The 14701-nt window shown below is 48.2% G+C and carries 14 protein-coding genes, 1 other RNA gene and 2 pseudogenes; 8 read left to right on the top strand and 9 right to left on the bottom strand.

The window, feature by feature from the left end; genetic code table 11:
* Positions 1-28: 28 nt before the first annotated feature.
* Both NI40_RS16985 and NI40_RS16980 read left to right on the top strand, forming a co-directional pair.
* Positions 29-1288, top strand: a complete 1260-nt coding sequence (locus tag NI40_RS16985) for an AAA family ATPase (protein WP_039263451.1) — start codon at positions 29-31, stop codon at positions 1286-1288.
* Positions 1281-2114 (top strand): DUF4435 domain-containing protein, encoded by an 834-nt coding sequence (locus NI40_RS16980; protein WP_039263452.1) that lies wholly within the window; start codon positions 1281-1283, stop codon positions 2112-2114. The genes NI40_RS16985 and NI40_RS16980 overlap by 8 nt, the downstream gene beginning before the upstream one ends.
* 44 nt (positions 2115-2158) lie before the next feature.
* Here the strand turns inward: NI40_RS16980 and NI40_RS16975 are convergent, their stop codons facing one another.
* Positions 2159-2605 (bottom strand): phage virion morphogenesis protein, encoded by a 447-nt coding sequence (locus NI40_RS16975; RefSeq protein ID WP_039263453.1) that lies wholly within the window; start codon positions 2603-2605, stop codon positions 2159-2161.
* Positions 2598-2753, bottom strand: a pseudogene (locus tag NI40_RS16970) (phage tail protein); the annotation flags it as partial. The gene NI40_RS16975 and the pseudogene NI40_RS16970, both read right to left, overlap by 8 nt.
* Here NI40_RS16970 and NI40_RS16965 point away from each other — a divergent pair.
* From NI40_RS16965 to NI40_RS16960, 3 genes and pseudogenes are all read left to right on the top strand, one after another.
* A pseudogene (locus NI40_RS16965) lies at positions 2751-4265 on the top strand (hypothetical protein); the annotation flags it as partial. The pseudogenes NI40_RS16970 and NI40_RS16965 sit on opposite strands and share 3 nt — an antisense overlap.
* 601 nt (positions 4266-4866) lie before the next feature.
* The gene (locus NI40_RS23200; protein WP_071884855.1) at positions 4867-5724 is read left to right on the top strand and encodes a DNA-processing protein DprA; all 858 of its coding nucleotides are present in this window, start codon (positions 4867-4869) and stop codon (positions 5722-5724) included.
* Positions 5725-5736: 12 nt separating this feature from the next.
* Positions 5737-7059 (top strand): hypothetical protein, encoded by a 1323-nt coding sequence (locus tag NI40_RS16960; RefSeq protein ID WP_039263455.1) that lies wholly within the window; start codon positions 5737-5739, stop codon positions 7057-7059.
* 226 nt (positions 7060-7285) lie between these two features.
* Here the strand turns inward: NI40_RS16960 and NI40_RS16955 are convergent, their stop codons facing one another.
* The 3 genes from NI40_RS16955 to smpB all read right to left on the bottom strand — a co-directional run bounded on the left by NI40_RS16955 (position 7286) and on the right by smpB (position 8551).
* Positions 7286-7528, bottom strand: a complete 243-nt coding sequence (locus NI40_RS16955; protein ID WP_039263488.1) for a hypothetical protein — start codon at positions 7526-7528, stop codon at positions 7286-7288.
* A gap of 87 nt (positions 7529-7615) precedes the next feature.
* Positions 7616-7979: a transfer-messenger RNA gene (ssrA, locus tag NI40_RS23195) on the bottom strand.
* An 89-nt stretch (positions 7980-8068) separates the two neighbouring features.
* Positions 8069-8551 (bottom strand): SsrA-binding protein SmpB, encoded by a 483-nt coding sequence (gene smpB / locus NI40_RS16950; protein WP_008502505.1) that lies wholly within the window; start codon positions 8549-8551, stop codon positions 8069-8071.
* Positions 8552-8707: 156 nt separating this feature from the next.
* Here smpB and NI40_RS16945 point away from each other — a divergent pair, with 156 nt between their 5' ends.
* On the top strand, positions 8708-9145 hold the full coding sequence (locus NI40_RS16945; RefSeq protein ID WP_024908332.1) for a type II toxin-antitoxin system RatA family toxin: 438 nt from the start codon (positions 8708-8710) through the stop codon (positions 9143-9145).
* Positions 9135-9422 carry an RnfH family protein gene (locus NI40_RS16940; protein ID WP_039263456.1) on the top strand — a complete coding sequence of 96 codons (288 nt, stop codon included), beginning with the start codon at positions 9135-9137 and terminating at the stop codon, positions 9420-9422. Before NI40_RS16945 ends, NI40_RS16940 begins: the two co-directional genes overlap by 11 nt.
* A 103-nt stretch (positions 9423-9525) precedes the next feature.
* On the opposite strand, the gene bamE is transcribed toward NI40_RS16940, so the two are convergent.
* The 3 genes from bamE to nadK all read right to left on the bottom strand — a co-directional run bounded on the left by bamE (position 9526) and on the right by nadK (position 12628).
* On the bottom strand, positions 9526-9864 hold the full coding sequence (gene bamE / locus NI40_RS16935) for an outer membrane protein assembly factor BamE (protein WP_008502502.1): 339 nt from the start codon (positions 9862-9864) through the stop codon (positions 9526-9528).
* A 138-nt stretch (positions 9865-10002) separates the two neighbouring features.
* Positions 10003-11664, bottom strand: coding sequence for a DNA repair protein RecN (gene recN / locus NI40_RS16930; protein ID WP_039263457.1), 1662 nt, complete (start codon positions 11662-11664; stop codon positions 10003-10005).
* Positions 11665-11749: 85 nt separating this feature from the next.
* Positions 11750-12628: an NAD(+) kinase gene (gene nadK, locus NI40_RS16925; RefSeq protein WP_008502500.1), complete on the bottom strand. Its 879-nt coding sequence runs from the start codon at positions 12626-12628 to the stop codon at positions 11750-11752.
* Between the two features lie 122 nt (positions 12629-12750).
* Here nadK and grpE point away from each other — a divergent pair, with 122 nt between their 5' ends.
* Entirely contained in the window at positions 12751-13344 is a 594-nt protein-coding gene (gene grpE / locus NI40_RS16920) for a nucleotide exchange factor GrpE (protein WP_023333122.1), read from the top strand.
* A 51-nt stretch (positions 13345-13395) separates the two neighbouring features.
* Here the strand turns inward: grpE and NI40_RS16915 are convergent, their stop codons facing one another.
* Positions 13396-14682, bottom strand: coding sequence for an HlyC/CorC family transporter (locus NI40_RS16915; protein ID WP_039263458.1), 1287 nt, complete (start codon positions 14680-14682; stop codon positions 13396-13398).
* Positions 14683-14701: the final 19 nt, after the last annotated feature.

Below are 14701 nucleotides of genomic sequence, written 5' to 3'. Positions count from 1 at the left end.
CAACCTAACCAACCTATGAAGGAACATTATGTTTAGACTAGCCAGTGTTAAAATTGAAGGTTTTTGGGGAAGATTAAGTGCTTCATGTTCATTTAATGAAGATGTAAACATAATCATTGGTCGTAATGGAACTGGCAAAACGACATTCATGAACATATTGCATTCAGTTTTAGCCTTAGAACTGGAATCAATTGGTGAAAATAGCTTTGACAATGTCACAATAAAAGTTAAAGACGGAAATAAAAACAAAACTATAAAAATAGTTAGAAAATTTGATCCAGACAAACCCCTGCCGACATTTGAATATACTCTTTCTCGCAAAAAATTCGTCATAAGAGCGATTGATGACAGACGAATCCCTCTCTATATAAGAAGAAAATATCAGGAGGATGCAGAAAACCTAAAAATTGAACTTGATAAATTAGTATCATTAGCATCTCTTTCTGTTTATAGATTAAGAAGTGGTGAAGATCTAGAAGTTCGAGATAATTATGGTTCAAAATTCATCAACCCTATTGATTTTAGGTTAGACCAACTATTGTCGAATCTTACTAAATATCAATTGTCATTATCGCAAAGAGCACGCGATGTTTCAGCCAACCTACAAAAGGAAGTTCTAGCCTCCATTTTGTATAGCAAGGAAGATATCGTCGATGAATCTTTTAATTTGAACTTTGACAAAGAATCGGAACGTAGAAGTTTAACGACCGCATACTCCCAACTTGGAGCATTTGACAGTGACGTAAGAAGAAAAATAAATTTTCATGTTGAGGCCATTGATCAAACCGTTAATGAAATAAAGCTAGCCGAAAAAAATAACAATGAAGTAATTAATGTCGACTATAGATCATTCGAAGCTTTAAGAAAAACACAACGAATAATTAAAATGTCATTAAAATCAGAAGAAGAAATAAAAGGAATCTTTGCTCCAATAAATCTTTTTACTGATACCTTGCATGAATTCATTACGGACAAAAAATTCTCTTTCATCTCCGGCGAGTTAATTTTGCAAAATGGTCATGGACCAATCAGTCACAAGAACTTATCATCTGGAGAAAAGCAACTTTTAATCCTCTTTATTGAAACACTACTTCAGCAAAACAAACCCTTCATTTATCTCACGGATGAACCTGAGCTTTCATTGCATATTGCATGGCAAAGAAAAATAATTCCCGCGATCAAGCGACTTAACCCTAACGCTCAAATAATTGCCGCAACACATTCACCCGAAGTAGCATCAAAGTATAGAGATGCAATTTTTGACATGGAGAAGTTGGTCCATGGTTGATTTCCATTATTCTGCAGATGCAGAAAATATCATGAATTTATTTTACCAAGCAGAGGTCATGGTCTATGTTGAGGGCCCGGATGATATCTGTTTCTGGGAAACAGTTTTTGATAAAGTAAGCGATCTCAAAGTCGAAATTCAGGATGTTGGCGGGTGTGAGGAATTAAAAAAATATATTGAGCGAATTATAAACGAAGATCTCAACATAATAATTGCTTGTGATGCGGACTTTACTACTTTCAGTAATCAAATGCTCGACCGAAGAATAATTAAAACACCTGGCCACTCAATTGAAAATACATTCATTAATGAAAATGGGGTGTACAAAGCAATTAAAACCTTAGGGAAGTTATCTCAAAAAACAATGAGTGAAATAAATATCATTTCATGGCGGGACGATTTTTATTCAAAAATGGAACCGTTAATCAAGTTAGACATCTATAACTTCATTTACAACAAAGGCATTCCGGTCATTGGCGATAACGCTGATAGATTTATGAAATCCAAAAAATCAAATGCAATCTGCGAGCATAAAATAAAATCATATAGTGAATCTACACTTGTCAAACTAGGCGCAATCAATCTAGAAGAAATAGATGCAGCACTCCCCCAACAGATTGATTACAGTCGATGGATCAGAGGACACTTTCTGTTTTCAGCCATACATAGATTGGTTAGCACCATGGCAGAAAAGAGCGGAAAAAATATATCATTATCTTATGAGTCATTGTATTCAAACTTAATGAACTCATTTGAATCAAACTTTACAGAGGCACATAACGATTTTAATCATTATCGAGAAAAAATAAATACTTTGCAGATTTAAAGTTTCGGAACGTGCTATATAGGTGAAAATAGAGGGTTGTAACACTAATTTTTTAAGCGCACAAAAATGGCGTCTTTTGTTAATTGGTAAACCTCTTCATTAATACCTAATAAACGACGTTCAGAAAAACGTACAAGCGGTCCCTTGAGACTTACACGCTCCCTTAAGCCGTAATGATGCACCCGCGCAATACGCTGAACCTTCCCCTCAAACTGCACGCTGGCTGAGTCCGCGCTGGCTGCAGTTTTCAGGTATTTCGCCGTGCGCAGTTTCGAGAACATCTGCCGCTTGATGCGCCCCTTTTTAGTCCGGGCCGTGACCTTTCGCGGCTCGTATCCGCTGCCGTCAGGGTTGCGCTGCAGCCTGATATTCTGCTGTTGATTGCGGCGCAGCTCCTGCGCCAGTTCGCGCATCATGCGCTGACGGGCAGCAGGCTCCAGATTTGCCAGCAGGGCTGCCAGCCACTCATCCACTTTGTGCAGATCATCCACGTTTCACCGTCCACATTTCTTCTGGCTCGTCGGGTTCCGGCTCTACCTCAACCGTTGAGATACCGCCGTCGGTGCTGACCAGCACGCGCTCCGTCAGCTGCAGGTTCAGGCTGATATCACACACGTCGTTGCGCAGAATACCGATCTGGTGTTGCGCTGGTTCACCGGGTATGTGGAGCGCTCGCAACCTGCTGAAAATGGTTTCCAGCGGTTGTTTGTTCGTGAGCTGGTCGGTGTGTTTGAACGTCTGTGGCCATGCTCATTCCAGCATCCTACGCTGCGCGATGTAGCCAGCTGGTTGACGGAGCATAGCGGGCTGACAATCAGTGTACCGGATGCAGAGTATTCAGACCGTCCGATCCCACACTTCACCCATAGCGGTACGGGTTATCAGTTGCTGGATAATCTGGGTAAAGCTTTTGGCGTTACGGATTACGTCTGGTACCAGCTGCCGGACGGCGGGGTATATGTAGGCGGCGCGGAAAAAGCCCTGTTTGCTGATCGCCCGATTGAGATCCCCCATGAATTTAACCAGGGGGCGGCTGGCGGGAACTCCATGACGCTTCCCCTGGTGCAGAGCCTGCGCCCCGGCGTGGATCTGAACGGGGAGAGGGTGACAAAAGTCCACCTGCAAAATGACACGATGTCTGTGACATGGACACCGCGCAACCGCTCAACGGGTCAGGCTCTCCAGAAAACGCCCGTGCAGCGCCAGATTGAAAGCCATTATCCGGAGCTGGCTTCCGGGATGCACTTACCAAAATTCGCCCGCGTCATGAATCCCGTTGAAGCGGTGAAAAGCGGCAATTTCTCCGATCCGTTCCGTCCTCGTTATGCGGTTGATGTGCAGCTGTTAGACGCGGACGGCAATCCGGATAAAGACACGCCTGTTTACTCAGCTGTGCCTCTGCCGGTTCCTATGGCGGGTAACGATTCCGGGATGTTCCAGTTTCCCCCTGAAGGGACGCTGGTTGAAATTGCTTTTACTGGCGGAAGGCCGGATAAGCCCTTTGTGCGGCAGACCGTGCCGGAGGGAACCAGCTTACCGGATATCCAGCCTGGTGAGCAGCTGCAACAGCAGCGTGCGGAAGTGTCGCAGCGCGTCACCCAGGCGGGCGACTGGGTGAGGCAGACAGACCAGACTATCAGTGAAACATCTATGGCGCGGATGGTTAAGGCCGATACTGAACAGCGGGAGCTGGTCAGCCGGGAAACTACCATTAAGGCCACGGATACAGTTACGGTGCTGGGCACGTCCACACTGATGGCCGGAGCCATTCAGCAGGTATGTACGGGTGATTACAGCCAGGCAGTGAATAACCGCGTTGCGAGTATCGGCGGCAATGATGAAACGGACATAGCCGGGAGCAAGACAGTCGCCACGGGTAAAGACCTGATTGAGAAAATTGGGCTGATACGTAAAAGCGTGGCGGCCGTTCAGCAGCAGATTATTGCCCCGGTAGTGTGGATTGGCTCTGGCACCATCAACGTGGCACAGCTGATGCTGGACACGCTGGACGTGGTAAAAGAGCTGGCAGATCAAACGGCCGACCACACGCACAGCAATACAGGAGCACCAACCAACGCGGGAGCCATCCGGAGCACCGGAGCTAAAGCGGACACGCTGAACGGCAAATACTCCCCGGTGATTGGCAAATAAGCCGTTTAAGACCTGAGCCCGCGCAAGCGGGTTTTTTTATGCCCTTCATCCCCCGCAGGGCGTCTCTTCTCTATCCTCACAAACAGACTTTGCCACGCGCAATCAGTAGCGCTCTGGCGTGTTCCAGCCTTTCAGGCAGTCAGCGCCATCCTTAAAGTAGATCGTATCCTCAGCAGGGCGCTGGCGCGTCACAGCATGGCAAAAAAAATCTTTCGCAGACAAAAATCGCACTACACCGCACCCGCCTGCGGTTTTTGGATCATAAAAATTTTTCAGTTTTATTTTTCTTCAAACCAGACCGTCAGACCGTGCCAGTGCTGGCGGCTTTGCGGAAAACCGAAACTGAAAACATTGAAAAGAATTTCAGTGTTTTTCAGTTTACTATAGTGTTTGGTATCAATGTCATGGGTTTAAGGTGTTGATATTATTGTCTTTTATATTTTTTAGCCTCTGTGAAGCGTTTTTAGAAACCCCCTTCTCGCAGCTCCGTATGGCTTTGAAGAGCTACCGGAAACTGAAATGTATAAACAAACTGGATTTCAAATTGATTCATTATCTTATAATGTGGAGGAAAGACAACGTGTGACTGATAGGAACAAACATGGATAGCTCTCTTACACTTACTGTTGCACAAAGTGAAGCTTGGCAACACGCAGCATTGATTCTAGCCAAAAAAATAGGAGTAGGTTCCAAAAAATCCAATGCCGAGTTAAAAAGTTTATTATTAAATTTTGGGAGTATACAAAAGCTATATGATTATCACTTTTCAATGATACCACCCGATTCGGATATAGTTTCTAAGCTTGATAAGATATTTTCAAATTTGAAAGTAAATTTTGGAGTGATTAATTGTTTAGACGATAATTATCCAGATTTGCTTCAAGATATTTATGGTGCTCCACCTGTTTTGTATTATCGAGGTGATATTAATATTTTGAAATTACCTCGAAGCATTTCTTTTGTTGGTACAAGGAATCTTGATAATCCTGAACATATTACGCAAGGTTTAAATGCCTTGGAACGGCTTGTAAACGCCGGTTTTCAGGTTATTGTCAGCGGACTTGCAAAAGGTTCGGATACGCTTGGCCATCAAACAGCAATAAAACTTGGAGCAAAAACGATAGCGGTTTTAGGTAACCCTATCAATATTGCCTATCCAGCTGAAAACAAAAACCTTCAAGAATTGATTGCGAAAGATCATCTCGTTTTGAGTGAATATCCGGTTGGTATACTTTCTCAAGGCTCATATTTTGCGAACAGAAATCTCACAACAGTTAGCCTTTCAAGAGAAGGTGTTGTGGTAGCAAGAGCTGGAGATAAAAGTGGAACTCAATATGCGATAAGAACATGTGTTGAACAAAACAAAACTGTTTATGCGTTAGAAAATAATATTCATGAACCAGAATATCAGTGGGTTCATAAGTATAAAAACTCGATTAAAGTTGTTAAGGATAGATAAAGGGAATTTACCATGAATTCAAGAGCTATAATCTTTGACTTAGATGATACAATCTTTGCTACAGAAGAATTTAAACCATACCTCCGAACCGAAATTGGACGAGAAACCATTCCTGGTCTTATTGAACGCGATGAGATTGAAGTGCGAGAAAGGCATCAGGGCGTTGTGGAATACATCAATAAACTGATAAATAGTGGGATTGCTGTCTTTATATTCTCTGACTCTCCCTCGGCTTATTGTTTTGCTATTCTTGATAAAGGTGGTGTCAAAGTAAGTCGAGACAATATTTATTGTAGTCAACATAAACCTACAGTTGATGATAATATTATCTTTACTTCATATCAAGATATTTTGGTGGTTGGTGATAGTCCCAAAGATATATATTTTGCTCATTTAAGAGCTTTCCCCTCTATCTTGCTTGGACGATTGAGCAAAAAATCCTGTGAATATTATAATCGCTGGACAAAGCCAAGTGCTATATGTACAAATCTGGATGAATTGAAATCTGCTGTTGATGACTATCTAAATGGACAGTTGGTTTTCCAGCAACATGATTTTAAAAGAAATTATGATACCGTCGATCCTGATGAATGCGATTTAACAACAATACCATCAGAAAATATAGGGCATGCCTTTGAATATTGGCCAAATTCAGATGACTGGGATGACGTAGAAGAACGAAAAAAAGTTTGGTTTGAAGTAAAGAGATCAATTAAAGTTGCAAAAGAATTAACTCAAAGCCAAATAGAAAATAGTGAAAGAGTTGCATTTTACAATCGAAATAAAACAATCGGATATGGAAAAGCTTTTAAAGCATTGATGTGGGTATCATTCCAGGAGTTTGTAAAATGGGCGAAAAAAGAGAAGCTAACTGGGAAAATATATTTGGTTCCTACACCACCCTCAGTTCCGATGGAATGTAATAAATCATTTCCGATGCTAATTTTGGCTGAATGGTGGTCAAAGTATGCTTATTTTGCGCGGAAAAAGGGTGAGATAAACTTTATTCTTGAACATTTTTACATCGTTGAACGCTTTTTGCCAACGCCTCCAGCTCATATGTCAAATGGAAGGAGAGAGGTTAGGCCCCATCTGGAGACATTAGGTACTTATAAGAAAATCAAAAAAAATGATGGAACGGCTGTAATAATTTTAGATGATATAGTTACCTCTGGAACTCAAATGAATGCTGTTGCAACACTACTAACCGAAGTTGGAATTTTTAAAAATGAGATTCCTTTTTACGGATACGCCTTTGCTCGAACAACACGTCCAGGTGCAGATGTCTCCGAACTGTTGAGGCTATTTAGCGCATCTGAAATTGCTGGATCGTGAGTAACTATCCTACAGGCATTATGTCATGTTGCCCACTCTCACGCTTTGTCGAATGGACTCATTCGGTCGAGGAGGCTGCTTATTCTCCTCAACCAAACACAATGACTCTGTCGCCATTTCGTCGCCGTTGGTGATTGATGTTTTACATATGTTGTTGATTTTTAATGTTTTAAATTCCAGGCAACAAAAAACCCATTTACGGCTAAGTAGATGGGTTTAGCGAAGATTAGAAATCTTCGATGTCTCCGGGTTTCACGTAAGGTCGACTTCCAGCAAGCGCCTCAACACATGCAAAGAGTGCGTCCTCCGCCCCACCTCTTTCTCTAATCGTATCTTCTTTTACGAATAGTTTTTCTTTATGCATTTGCAAAATCGCTTCGTCAACGAACGTGTATAGGTCTTGGCCTGTGCGATGCAGTTCAGTGAGCAACGCTTTTAGAGCCAGTTCGGTTTGGTATTTTGTGGCCATCTGCATTTCATCCTTAAGCTTGGTGGACGTAAAGTGGACATGGACAAAAAAAAGGGGTTACGCTTTCACGTAACCCCTTGTTTTAATTGGTGGAGCTGGCGGGAGTTGAACCCGCGTCCGAAATTTCTACATCCTCGGTACTACATGCTTAGTTTGTCTTTACATTCGCACGCCAGCTGCGGACAGACACGCCACTAACGAACTAGCCTGATTAGTTTTAACGCTTCAACCCCAGGCAGGGCTTCCACGCGATCTCTTTTGGGTTTGACCTCTCTTTGATCCCCGTCTTAAGAGCGGAAGCTAGGGAGAGAGGGCTCAGAGCAGGTTATTAAGCTGCTAAAGCGTAGTTTTCGTCGTTTGCGACTATTTTTTTGCGGCTTTTAACGAGGCAAACCGCCCCTCGGCATGCACCTTGGGTTTCGCAAATCCCGTCGAATCCAGAATCAGCCCCAATAGTGTTGAACTAAGTATACCAGATTTCACTTCCTGGATACCAGCCCGGAACGCTAACTTATTGAATAGTACAATAAGTGTGCAGAATCAACGTCCTGCGTTTTTCATGATGCGCGCTTTATCAAGTTGCCACTCGCGCTCTTTCAGGTCAGTACGTTTGTCGTGCTGTTTTTTACCTTTTGCGACGCCAACTTTCACTTTACACCATGCGTTTTTCCAGTACAGCGACAGGGCTACCACGGTGAAACCTTCACGGTTGATGCGTCCGTAGAGGGATTCCAGCTCACGCTTGTTCAGCAGCAGCTTGCGGGTGCGCGTTGGGTCACACACGTAGTGCGAGGAGGCGACGGTCAGCGGCGTAAAGTTCGCGCCGAACAGGAAGGCTTCGCCATCTTTCAGGATCACGTAGCTGTCGCCGATGTTGGCTTTCCCGGCGCGCAGCGATTTTACTTCCCAGCCCTGCAACGCAAGGCCAGCTTCGAATTCTTCTTCAATGAAATACTCGTGGCGAGCACGCTTGTTGAGCGCAATGGTCGCCGAGCCTGGTTTATGTGCTTTTTTCTTCGTCATAAGTGTCGTAAAGCCGTCGGTAATCTGATTTCAAAAAGTCACCTCATTGCGTCCTGTGAGGTCTAACGCGCTATCTTAGCACGAGATGAGGCTTAGCGTTTTTTTAACAGGTGATAAATGTTATTATTTGTCCGTTGTGTGACCATGGGAAATGCTATGCCTCAGATTAGCCGTACTGCGCTTGTGCCTTACAGCGCGGAACAAATGTATCAGTTAGTGAACGACGTTCAGTCTTATCCAGAATTTATTCCGGGGTGCACCGGAAGCCGCGTTCTGGAGTCCGGCCCGACGCAGATGACTGCGGCGGTGGATGTCTCCAAAGCGGGGATCAGCAAGACGTTCACCACCCGCAATACGCTGACCAGCAATCAGAGTATTTTGATGCATCTGGTGGATGGTCCGTTTAAAACCCTTATGGGGGGCTGGAAGTTTACGCCGCTGAGCGCTGACGCCTGTCGCATCGAGTTCCAGCTGGACTTTGAATTTACCAATAAGCTGATTGAGCTGGCGTTTGGCCGCATTTTTAAAGAGCTGGCTTCGAATATGGTTCAGGCGTTCACCACCCGCGCCAAAGAGGTTTACAGTGTCGCATAAGATTGCTGTAGAAGTGGTGTATGCGCTGCCGGAGAAGCAGTATCTGCAGCGCGTGACGCTGGAAGAGGGGGCAACCGTTGAGGCGGCTATCCGCGCGTCCGGCATCCTCGAACTTCGCAGCGATATCGACCTGGCGAAAAATAAGGTCGGGATTTATAGCCGTCCGGTGAAGCTGGGTGATGTGGTGAAAGAGGGCGACCGGGTGGAGATTTATCGTCCGCTGATTGCTGACCCGAAAGAACTGCGACGTCAGCGTGCGGAGAAAGCGGGTAAGTAGCGTGTTTTCCCCTCACCCTGACCCTCTCCCCAAAGGGGCGAGGGGATAAAAGAAAAACAAAAAAGGTGCTCAATGAGCACCTTTTTGCATTTCTGACTTCTGATTATTTGGTCAGGGCAGGCTTGTTGTCGATGTTGGTCAACACACCGGCGCTGCTGAAGGTCAGCGTCAGGGTCTGCTGGGTCGCATCTTCGTGGCCCGGCTTCTGACGGAATACATAGAACCAGGTGTTAGTGCCGAATGGATCGGACATCATCGGGGTTCCCAGTGCATAAGCGACCTGCTGTTGTGTCATCCCCACACGGATTTTGGACACATCGTTAGGGGTAAGGTAGTTCCCCTGGTTGATGTCAGGACGGTAAACCACTTTCTCCAGAGTGGAACAGCCTGCGGTCAACATCAGAAGAACCGCTGCGGCAGCGGTCAGCATTTTACAACGCATAGTGATTTGATTCCTTTTCGGGCCCGAGCAGAACGCGGCTCATATGTAATATGCCGATGATAATAGACCTTGTCCCACTTTGAAACCGGTCTGGCGGCGTTTTTGTTGTTCTGTATGACCCTGAGATCCCGAAAAAGTTTATGCCGCCAGCAGTTCTTTCGCGTTCGCGAGCGTATTGCGGGTGACTTCGCTGCCGCCGAGCAGGCGAGCAAGCTCCTGCAGACGCGCACGTTTATCCAGCGGCTTCATGTGCGTTTCGGTCATTTCACCGTCGGTTTCTTTGCTGACAATAAAGTGATGATGACCACAGCCCGCGACCTGCGGCAGGTGGGTGACACACATCACCTGCGTTGATTCGCCTAGCTGGCGCAGCAGTTTGCCCACCACCGCCGCCGTTGGGCCGCTGATGCCGACATCCACTTCATCGAAAATCAGCGCCGGGGTTTCCATTTTACGCGCGGTAATCACCTGAATCGCCAGCGCAATACGCGAAAGTTCACCGCCGGAGGCCACTTTGGAGATAGCCTGCAGCGGCTGCCCCGGGTTGGTAGTGACGCGGAACTCGATGCGGTCCGCACCTTCTGCCGTCAGGTGGTTTTCTTCAAAGCGGACATCAATGGTGAAGACGCCGTGCGGCATCGCCAGCGTGTGCATGCTGTCGGTGATGTGCTGGCTTAACTCCTGGGCGTAATGCTGACGGATTTCATGCAGCTTTTGCGCTGTCGCCAGCGCCTGTTCATGGTGCAGGTTCACCGCGAGAGAGAGGGTTTCCTGCGAGTCAGCCTGATCGTCAAGCTGCTGCTGTTCTTCCAGCAGAGACTGATAGAATCCTGGCAGCTCTTCTGGCGTGACGTGGTGCTTGCGCGCCAGTGAAATTTGACGGGAAATGCGCTGCTCCAGCTCAAACAGACGGTTCGGGTCGAGATCCAGACGTTCACAGTAGTGGCGCAGTTCGTCACTGGCTTCGGAGATCTGAATGGCCGCTTCTTCCAGCATATCCAGGACGCCAGAAAGCTTGCTGTCCATGCCAACCAGTTCGGTAATGAGCTGGCGGACGTTATACAGCTGGCTTTGCAGGTTCACGTCTTCGCCGTCCGCCAGCAGGTTGAGCGCATTCTGGCTGGTTGAGAGCAGGTGGCCGCTGTTCGCCAGACGTTTGTACTCTTCGTCGATTTGCTCAAACTCACCCGGCTGCGGGTTGAATTCGTTGAGCTCTTTAAGCTGGTACGCCAGCAGCTCCGCACGTGCTGCGCGCTCCTGGCTTTGCTGCTGGTGCTGGGCAAGTTCACGGCAGCTCTGATGCCACTGGCGATAGTGCTCCGCCATAAGCTGAGTAAGCGCGTACTCACCCGCATAGCCATCGAGCAGCGCTTTCTGCTGTTCAGGTTTGACGAGTTGCTGGTGCGCGTGCTGACCGTGGATCTGGATAAGCAGCTGGCCGAGTTCGCGAAGCTGGGAGAGCGGGACCGCCGTGCCGTTGATAAAGCCACGTGAACGACCGTCGCTGCTGATCACGCGGCGAAGTAAACACTCACGTCCATCTTCAAGCTGGTTCTGTTCCAGCCAGCGCTGGGCGGCAGGGGTGTCTTTCAGGGAGAAACGGGCGCACAGGTCGGCACGGTTTGCGCCCATGCGCACCATGTCGCCCTCTGCGCGGCCACCAAGGCACAAGCCGAGGGCATCAATGGCAATGGATTTACCTGCACCGGTTTCCCCGGTGATCGCCGTCATGCCGCTGTGGAAATCGATCTCAAGCTCACGAACAATGGCAAAGTTGCTGATGGTCAGTTGTGCCAGCATAATTGTTTTCCTGTATGAAAAACCATAACTGTGTTTTCATACAGTATAAACTGGTTTTTTATACAGTAAAGTACTGGATGCAAAATCAGAACAATTTTTTTGACCAGCCAAGCTTCGAGCTTAATGTGTTGAAATAGCTGTAATCTTTCGGGTGAATCAGATTCAGATGGTAATCACACCGACGAATAAGGACATCTTCACCTTCCTGGATCGGCAGCGCTATCTGGCTGTCGCAGCTGATCTCCAGGTCGTTACGGCGGTGCGAGAAGCGCAGACGTATCGTGCTGTCACCGTTGATAACCAGCGGGCGGGCGGAGAGCGTGTGCGGGAACATCGGCACCAGGGTAATGGCATCCAGCGAGGGCGTCAGGATCGGGCCGCCGGCAGAAAGCGAGTAGGCGGTTGAGCCGGTCGGAGTGGAGATAATCAGCCCGTCGGAACGCTGGGAAAAAGCAAAGATTTCGTCGATATAAACTTCGAATTCAATCATGTGCGCCACTTTTCCGGGGTGAAGAACCACCTCGTTAATCGCGGTGCTGATGCGCTTCTGACAGTCCTGCTGGCACACCTGCGCTTCCAGTAAAAAGCGTTTTTCGCTGATATAGTGCCCTTCCAGCACGTCAGCCAGCTGCTGCTGCGCATTGTCCGGGTCGAGGTCGGTTAAAAAGCCGAGATTGCCACGGTTGATGCCGATGACCTTAATGTCATAGCGCGCCAGCGTGCGGGCCGCGCCGAGCATGTTGCCGTCGCCGCCCACCACCACGGCGAGATCGGCCTGTTGACCAATTTCCGCCAGCGTGCCGGTTTTGACGCTCTTCAGCTGAAGCTCCTGCGCAATCTGCTGCTCGACCATCACTTCATAGCCTTTGCTACACAACCAGCGATACAACATTTCATGTGTCGTTAGTGCGGTAGGGTGACGCGGATGCCCGACGATCCCAATACACCTGAAATGATTATTCATTTTCTGGAGGTCCTTGTGCCTGATGAATGATGACAATCTGTCTTGTTCCCTTGAATCCCGGAAACTGATCCCCATAATAAGCGAAGTTAGCGAGATGAATGCAGAAAAACGCGGAGAAATTCATGAGTAGTAAAGAACAGAAAACGCCTGAGGGGCAAGCCCCTGAAGAAATTATCACGGAACAGCACGATGAAGTTGAGGCTGTAGAGCCAGACGCATCTGCTGAGCAGGTGGACCCGCGCGATGAAAAAATTGCGAATCTGGAAGCCCAGCTGGTAGAAGCACAGAATCGCGAACGCGATGGTGTTCTGCGCATCAAGGCGGAAATGGAAAACCTGCGTCGTCGTACCGAGCAGGACGTTGAGAAGGCGCATAAATTTGCGCTGGAGAAATTCGTCAACGAACTGCTGCCGGTAATCGATAGCCTCGATCGCGCGCTGGAAGTGGCTGACAAAGCGAATCCGGACAACGCGGCGATGATCGAAGGTATTGAACTGACGCTGAAATCCATGCTCGACGTGGTGCGTAAGTTTGGCGTGGAAGTGATTGCCGATACCAACGTACCGCTGGATCCAAACGTTCACCAGGCGATTGCAATGGTGGAGTCCGAAGAGGTCGAAGCCGGTAAAGTGCTGGGCGTGATGCAGAAAGGTTACACCCTGAACGGCCGTACCATTCGCGCTGCGATGGTGACCGTGGCGAAAGCGAAAGCGTAATTTGCCATTCGTAGTGCCGGGTGGCGGTTTCGCCTTACCCGGCCTACAGCCTTACTCAGCGATACTTTCGCGCAGGGGTTTTACGGGCAGGACTTTCACCTGCTTAATCATATTGTCCTGCACGTCCAGGATATCAATATCGTACTGCTCAATGCGCACCCGCGTGCCCGCCGCCGGGATCTCTTCCAGCGCTTCCAGAATCATCCCGTTAATGGTACGAGCCTCATCTTCCGGTAAATGCCAGTTAAAGGCTTTGTTGAGTTCGCGAATGTTCGCGCTACCGTCAATCAGCACCGAGCCGTCGTTTTGCGGGGTGACCTCTTCCGCGAGGGAAGGTGACATTGACGTGGTAAAGTCCCCGACAATCTCTTCCAGAATATCTTCGACCGTCACCAGTCCCTGAATGTCGCCGTACTCATTGACCACCAGGCCGACTTTTTTCTTGTTGCGCTGGAATTTCACCAGCTGCGTGCTGAGCGGCGTACCTTCCGGCACGTAGTAAATCTCGTCGGCGGCGCGCAGCATTACCTCTTTGGTGAACTCTTTTTTCTCGGTCATCAGACGGTAGGCTTCGCGTACGCGCAGCATGCTGATGGCGTCATCCAGCGAGTCGCGATAGAGCACAATGCGCCCGTGCGGGGAGTGCGTCAGCTGGCGAACGATGGCTTTCCAGTCGTCATTGATGTCGATACCGACGATTTCGTTACGCGGCACCATGATGTCGTTGACGCTCACCTTTTCCAGATCCAGCACTGACAGGAGCATGTCCTGATTGCGCCGGGAGATCTGCGAGCGGGATTCATTCACGATGGTGCGCAGCTCCTCTTTGCTGAGCGCGCTGCTGATGGTGACATCGGCTTTGATTCCCACCATCCGCATCAGTACGCGCGTCACCATGTTCAGCAGCCAGACCAGGGGCATCATCAGGATCAGCAGCGGTGCCAGCAGGAAGCTGCTCGGGTAGGCGACTTTCTCAGGGTAAAGCGCGGCGATGGTTTTCGGCAGCACTTCGGCAAACACCAGCACAACGAACGTCAGCACGCCGGTGGCAATCGCCACCCCGGCGTTGCCGTACAGGCGCATCCCGACAATAGTGCCGAGGGCTGAGGCCAGAATGTTGACAAGGTTGTTGCCGATGAGCACCAGGCTTATCAGGCGATCCGGCTTGCGGAGCAGTTTTTCAACGCGACGGGCGGCACGGTTACCCTGTTTAGCACGATGACGTAACCGGTAGCGGTTTAAGGTCATCATGCCGGTTTCCGAGCCGGAGAAATAGGCGGAGATGACCACCATGACGATCAGGATAACGATCAGCGTGGTGGTAGAGATGTGTTCCAGGGGGAACTCCTTTTGTTAC

Origin of the sequence: Enterobacter sp. E20 (assembly GCF_000801755.2) — a bacterium.
GTDB lineage: Bacteria > Pseudomonadota > Gammaproteobacteria > Enterobacterales > Enterobacteriaceae > Enterobacter > Enterobacter asburiae_B.
The sequence above is the reverse complement of the archived record's forward strand: the minus strand, read 5'-3'. Positions and strand labels throughout refer to the sequence as shown.

Bases quoted from the DNA above. Each gene is read 5' to 3' on its own strand.
- NI40_RS16985 (WP_039263451.1), top strand. From the start codon at position 29: ATGTTTAGACTAGCCAGTGTTAAAATTGAAGGTTTTTGGGGAAGATTA.
- NI40_RS16980 (WP_039263452.1), top strand. From the start codon at position 1,281: ATGGTTGATTTCCATTATTCTGCAGATGCAGAAAATATCATGAATTTA.
- NI40_RS23200 (WP_071884855.1), top strand. From the start codon at position 4,867: ATGGATAGCTCTCTTACACTTACTGTTGCACAAAGTGAAGCTTGGCAA.
- NI40_RS16960 (WP_039263455.1), top strand. From the start codon at position 5,737: ATGAATTCAAGAGCTATAATCTTTGACTTAGATGATACAATCTTTGCT.
- NI40_RS16955 (WP_039263488.1), bottom strand. From the start codon at position 7,528: ATGGCCACAAAATACCAAACCGAACTGGCTCTAAAAGCGTTGCTCACT.
- smpB (WP_008502505.1), bottom strand. From the start codon at position 8,551: ATGACGAAGAAAAAAGCACATAAACCAGGCTCGGCGACCATTGCGCTC.
- NI40_RS16945 (WP_024908332.1), top strand. From the start codon at position 8,708: ATGCCTCAGATTAGCCGTACTGCGCTTGTGCCTTACAGCGCGGAACAA.
- bamE (WP_008502502.1), bottom strand. From the start codon at position 9,864: ATGCGTTGTAAAATGCTGACCGCTGCCGCAGCGGTTCTTCTGATGTTG.
- recN (WP_039263457.1), bottom strand. From the start codon at position 11,664: ATGCTGGCACAACTGACCATCAGCAACTTTGCCATTGTTCGTGAGCTT.
- nadK (WP_008502500.1), bottom strand. From the start codon at position 12,628: ATGAATAATCATTTCAGGTGTATTGGGATCGTCGGGCATCCGCGTCAC.
- grpE (WP_023333122.1), top strand. From the start codon at position 12,751: ATGAGTAGTAAAGAACAGAAAACGCCTGAGGGGCAAGCCCCTGAAGAA.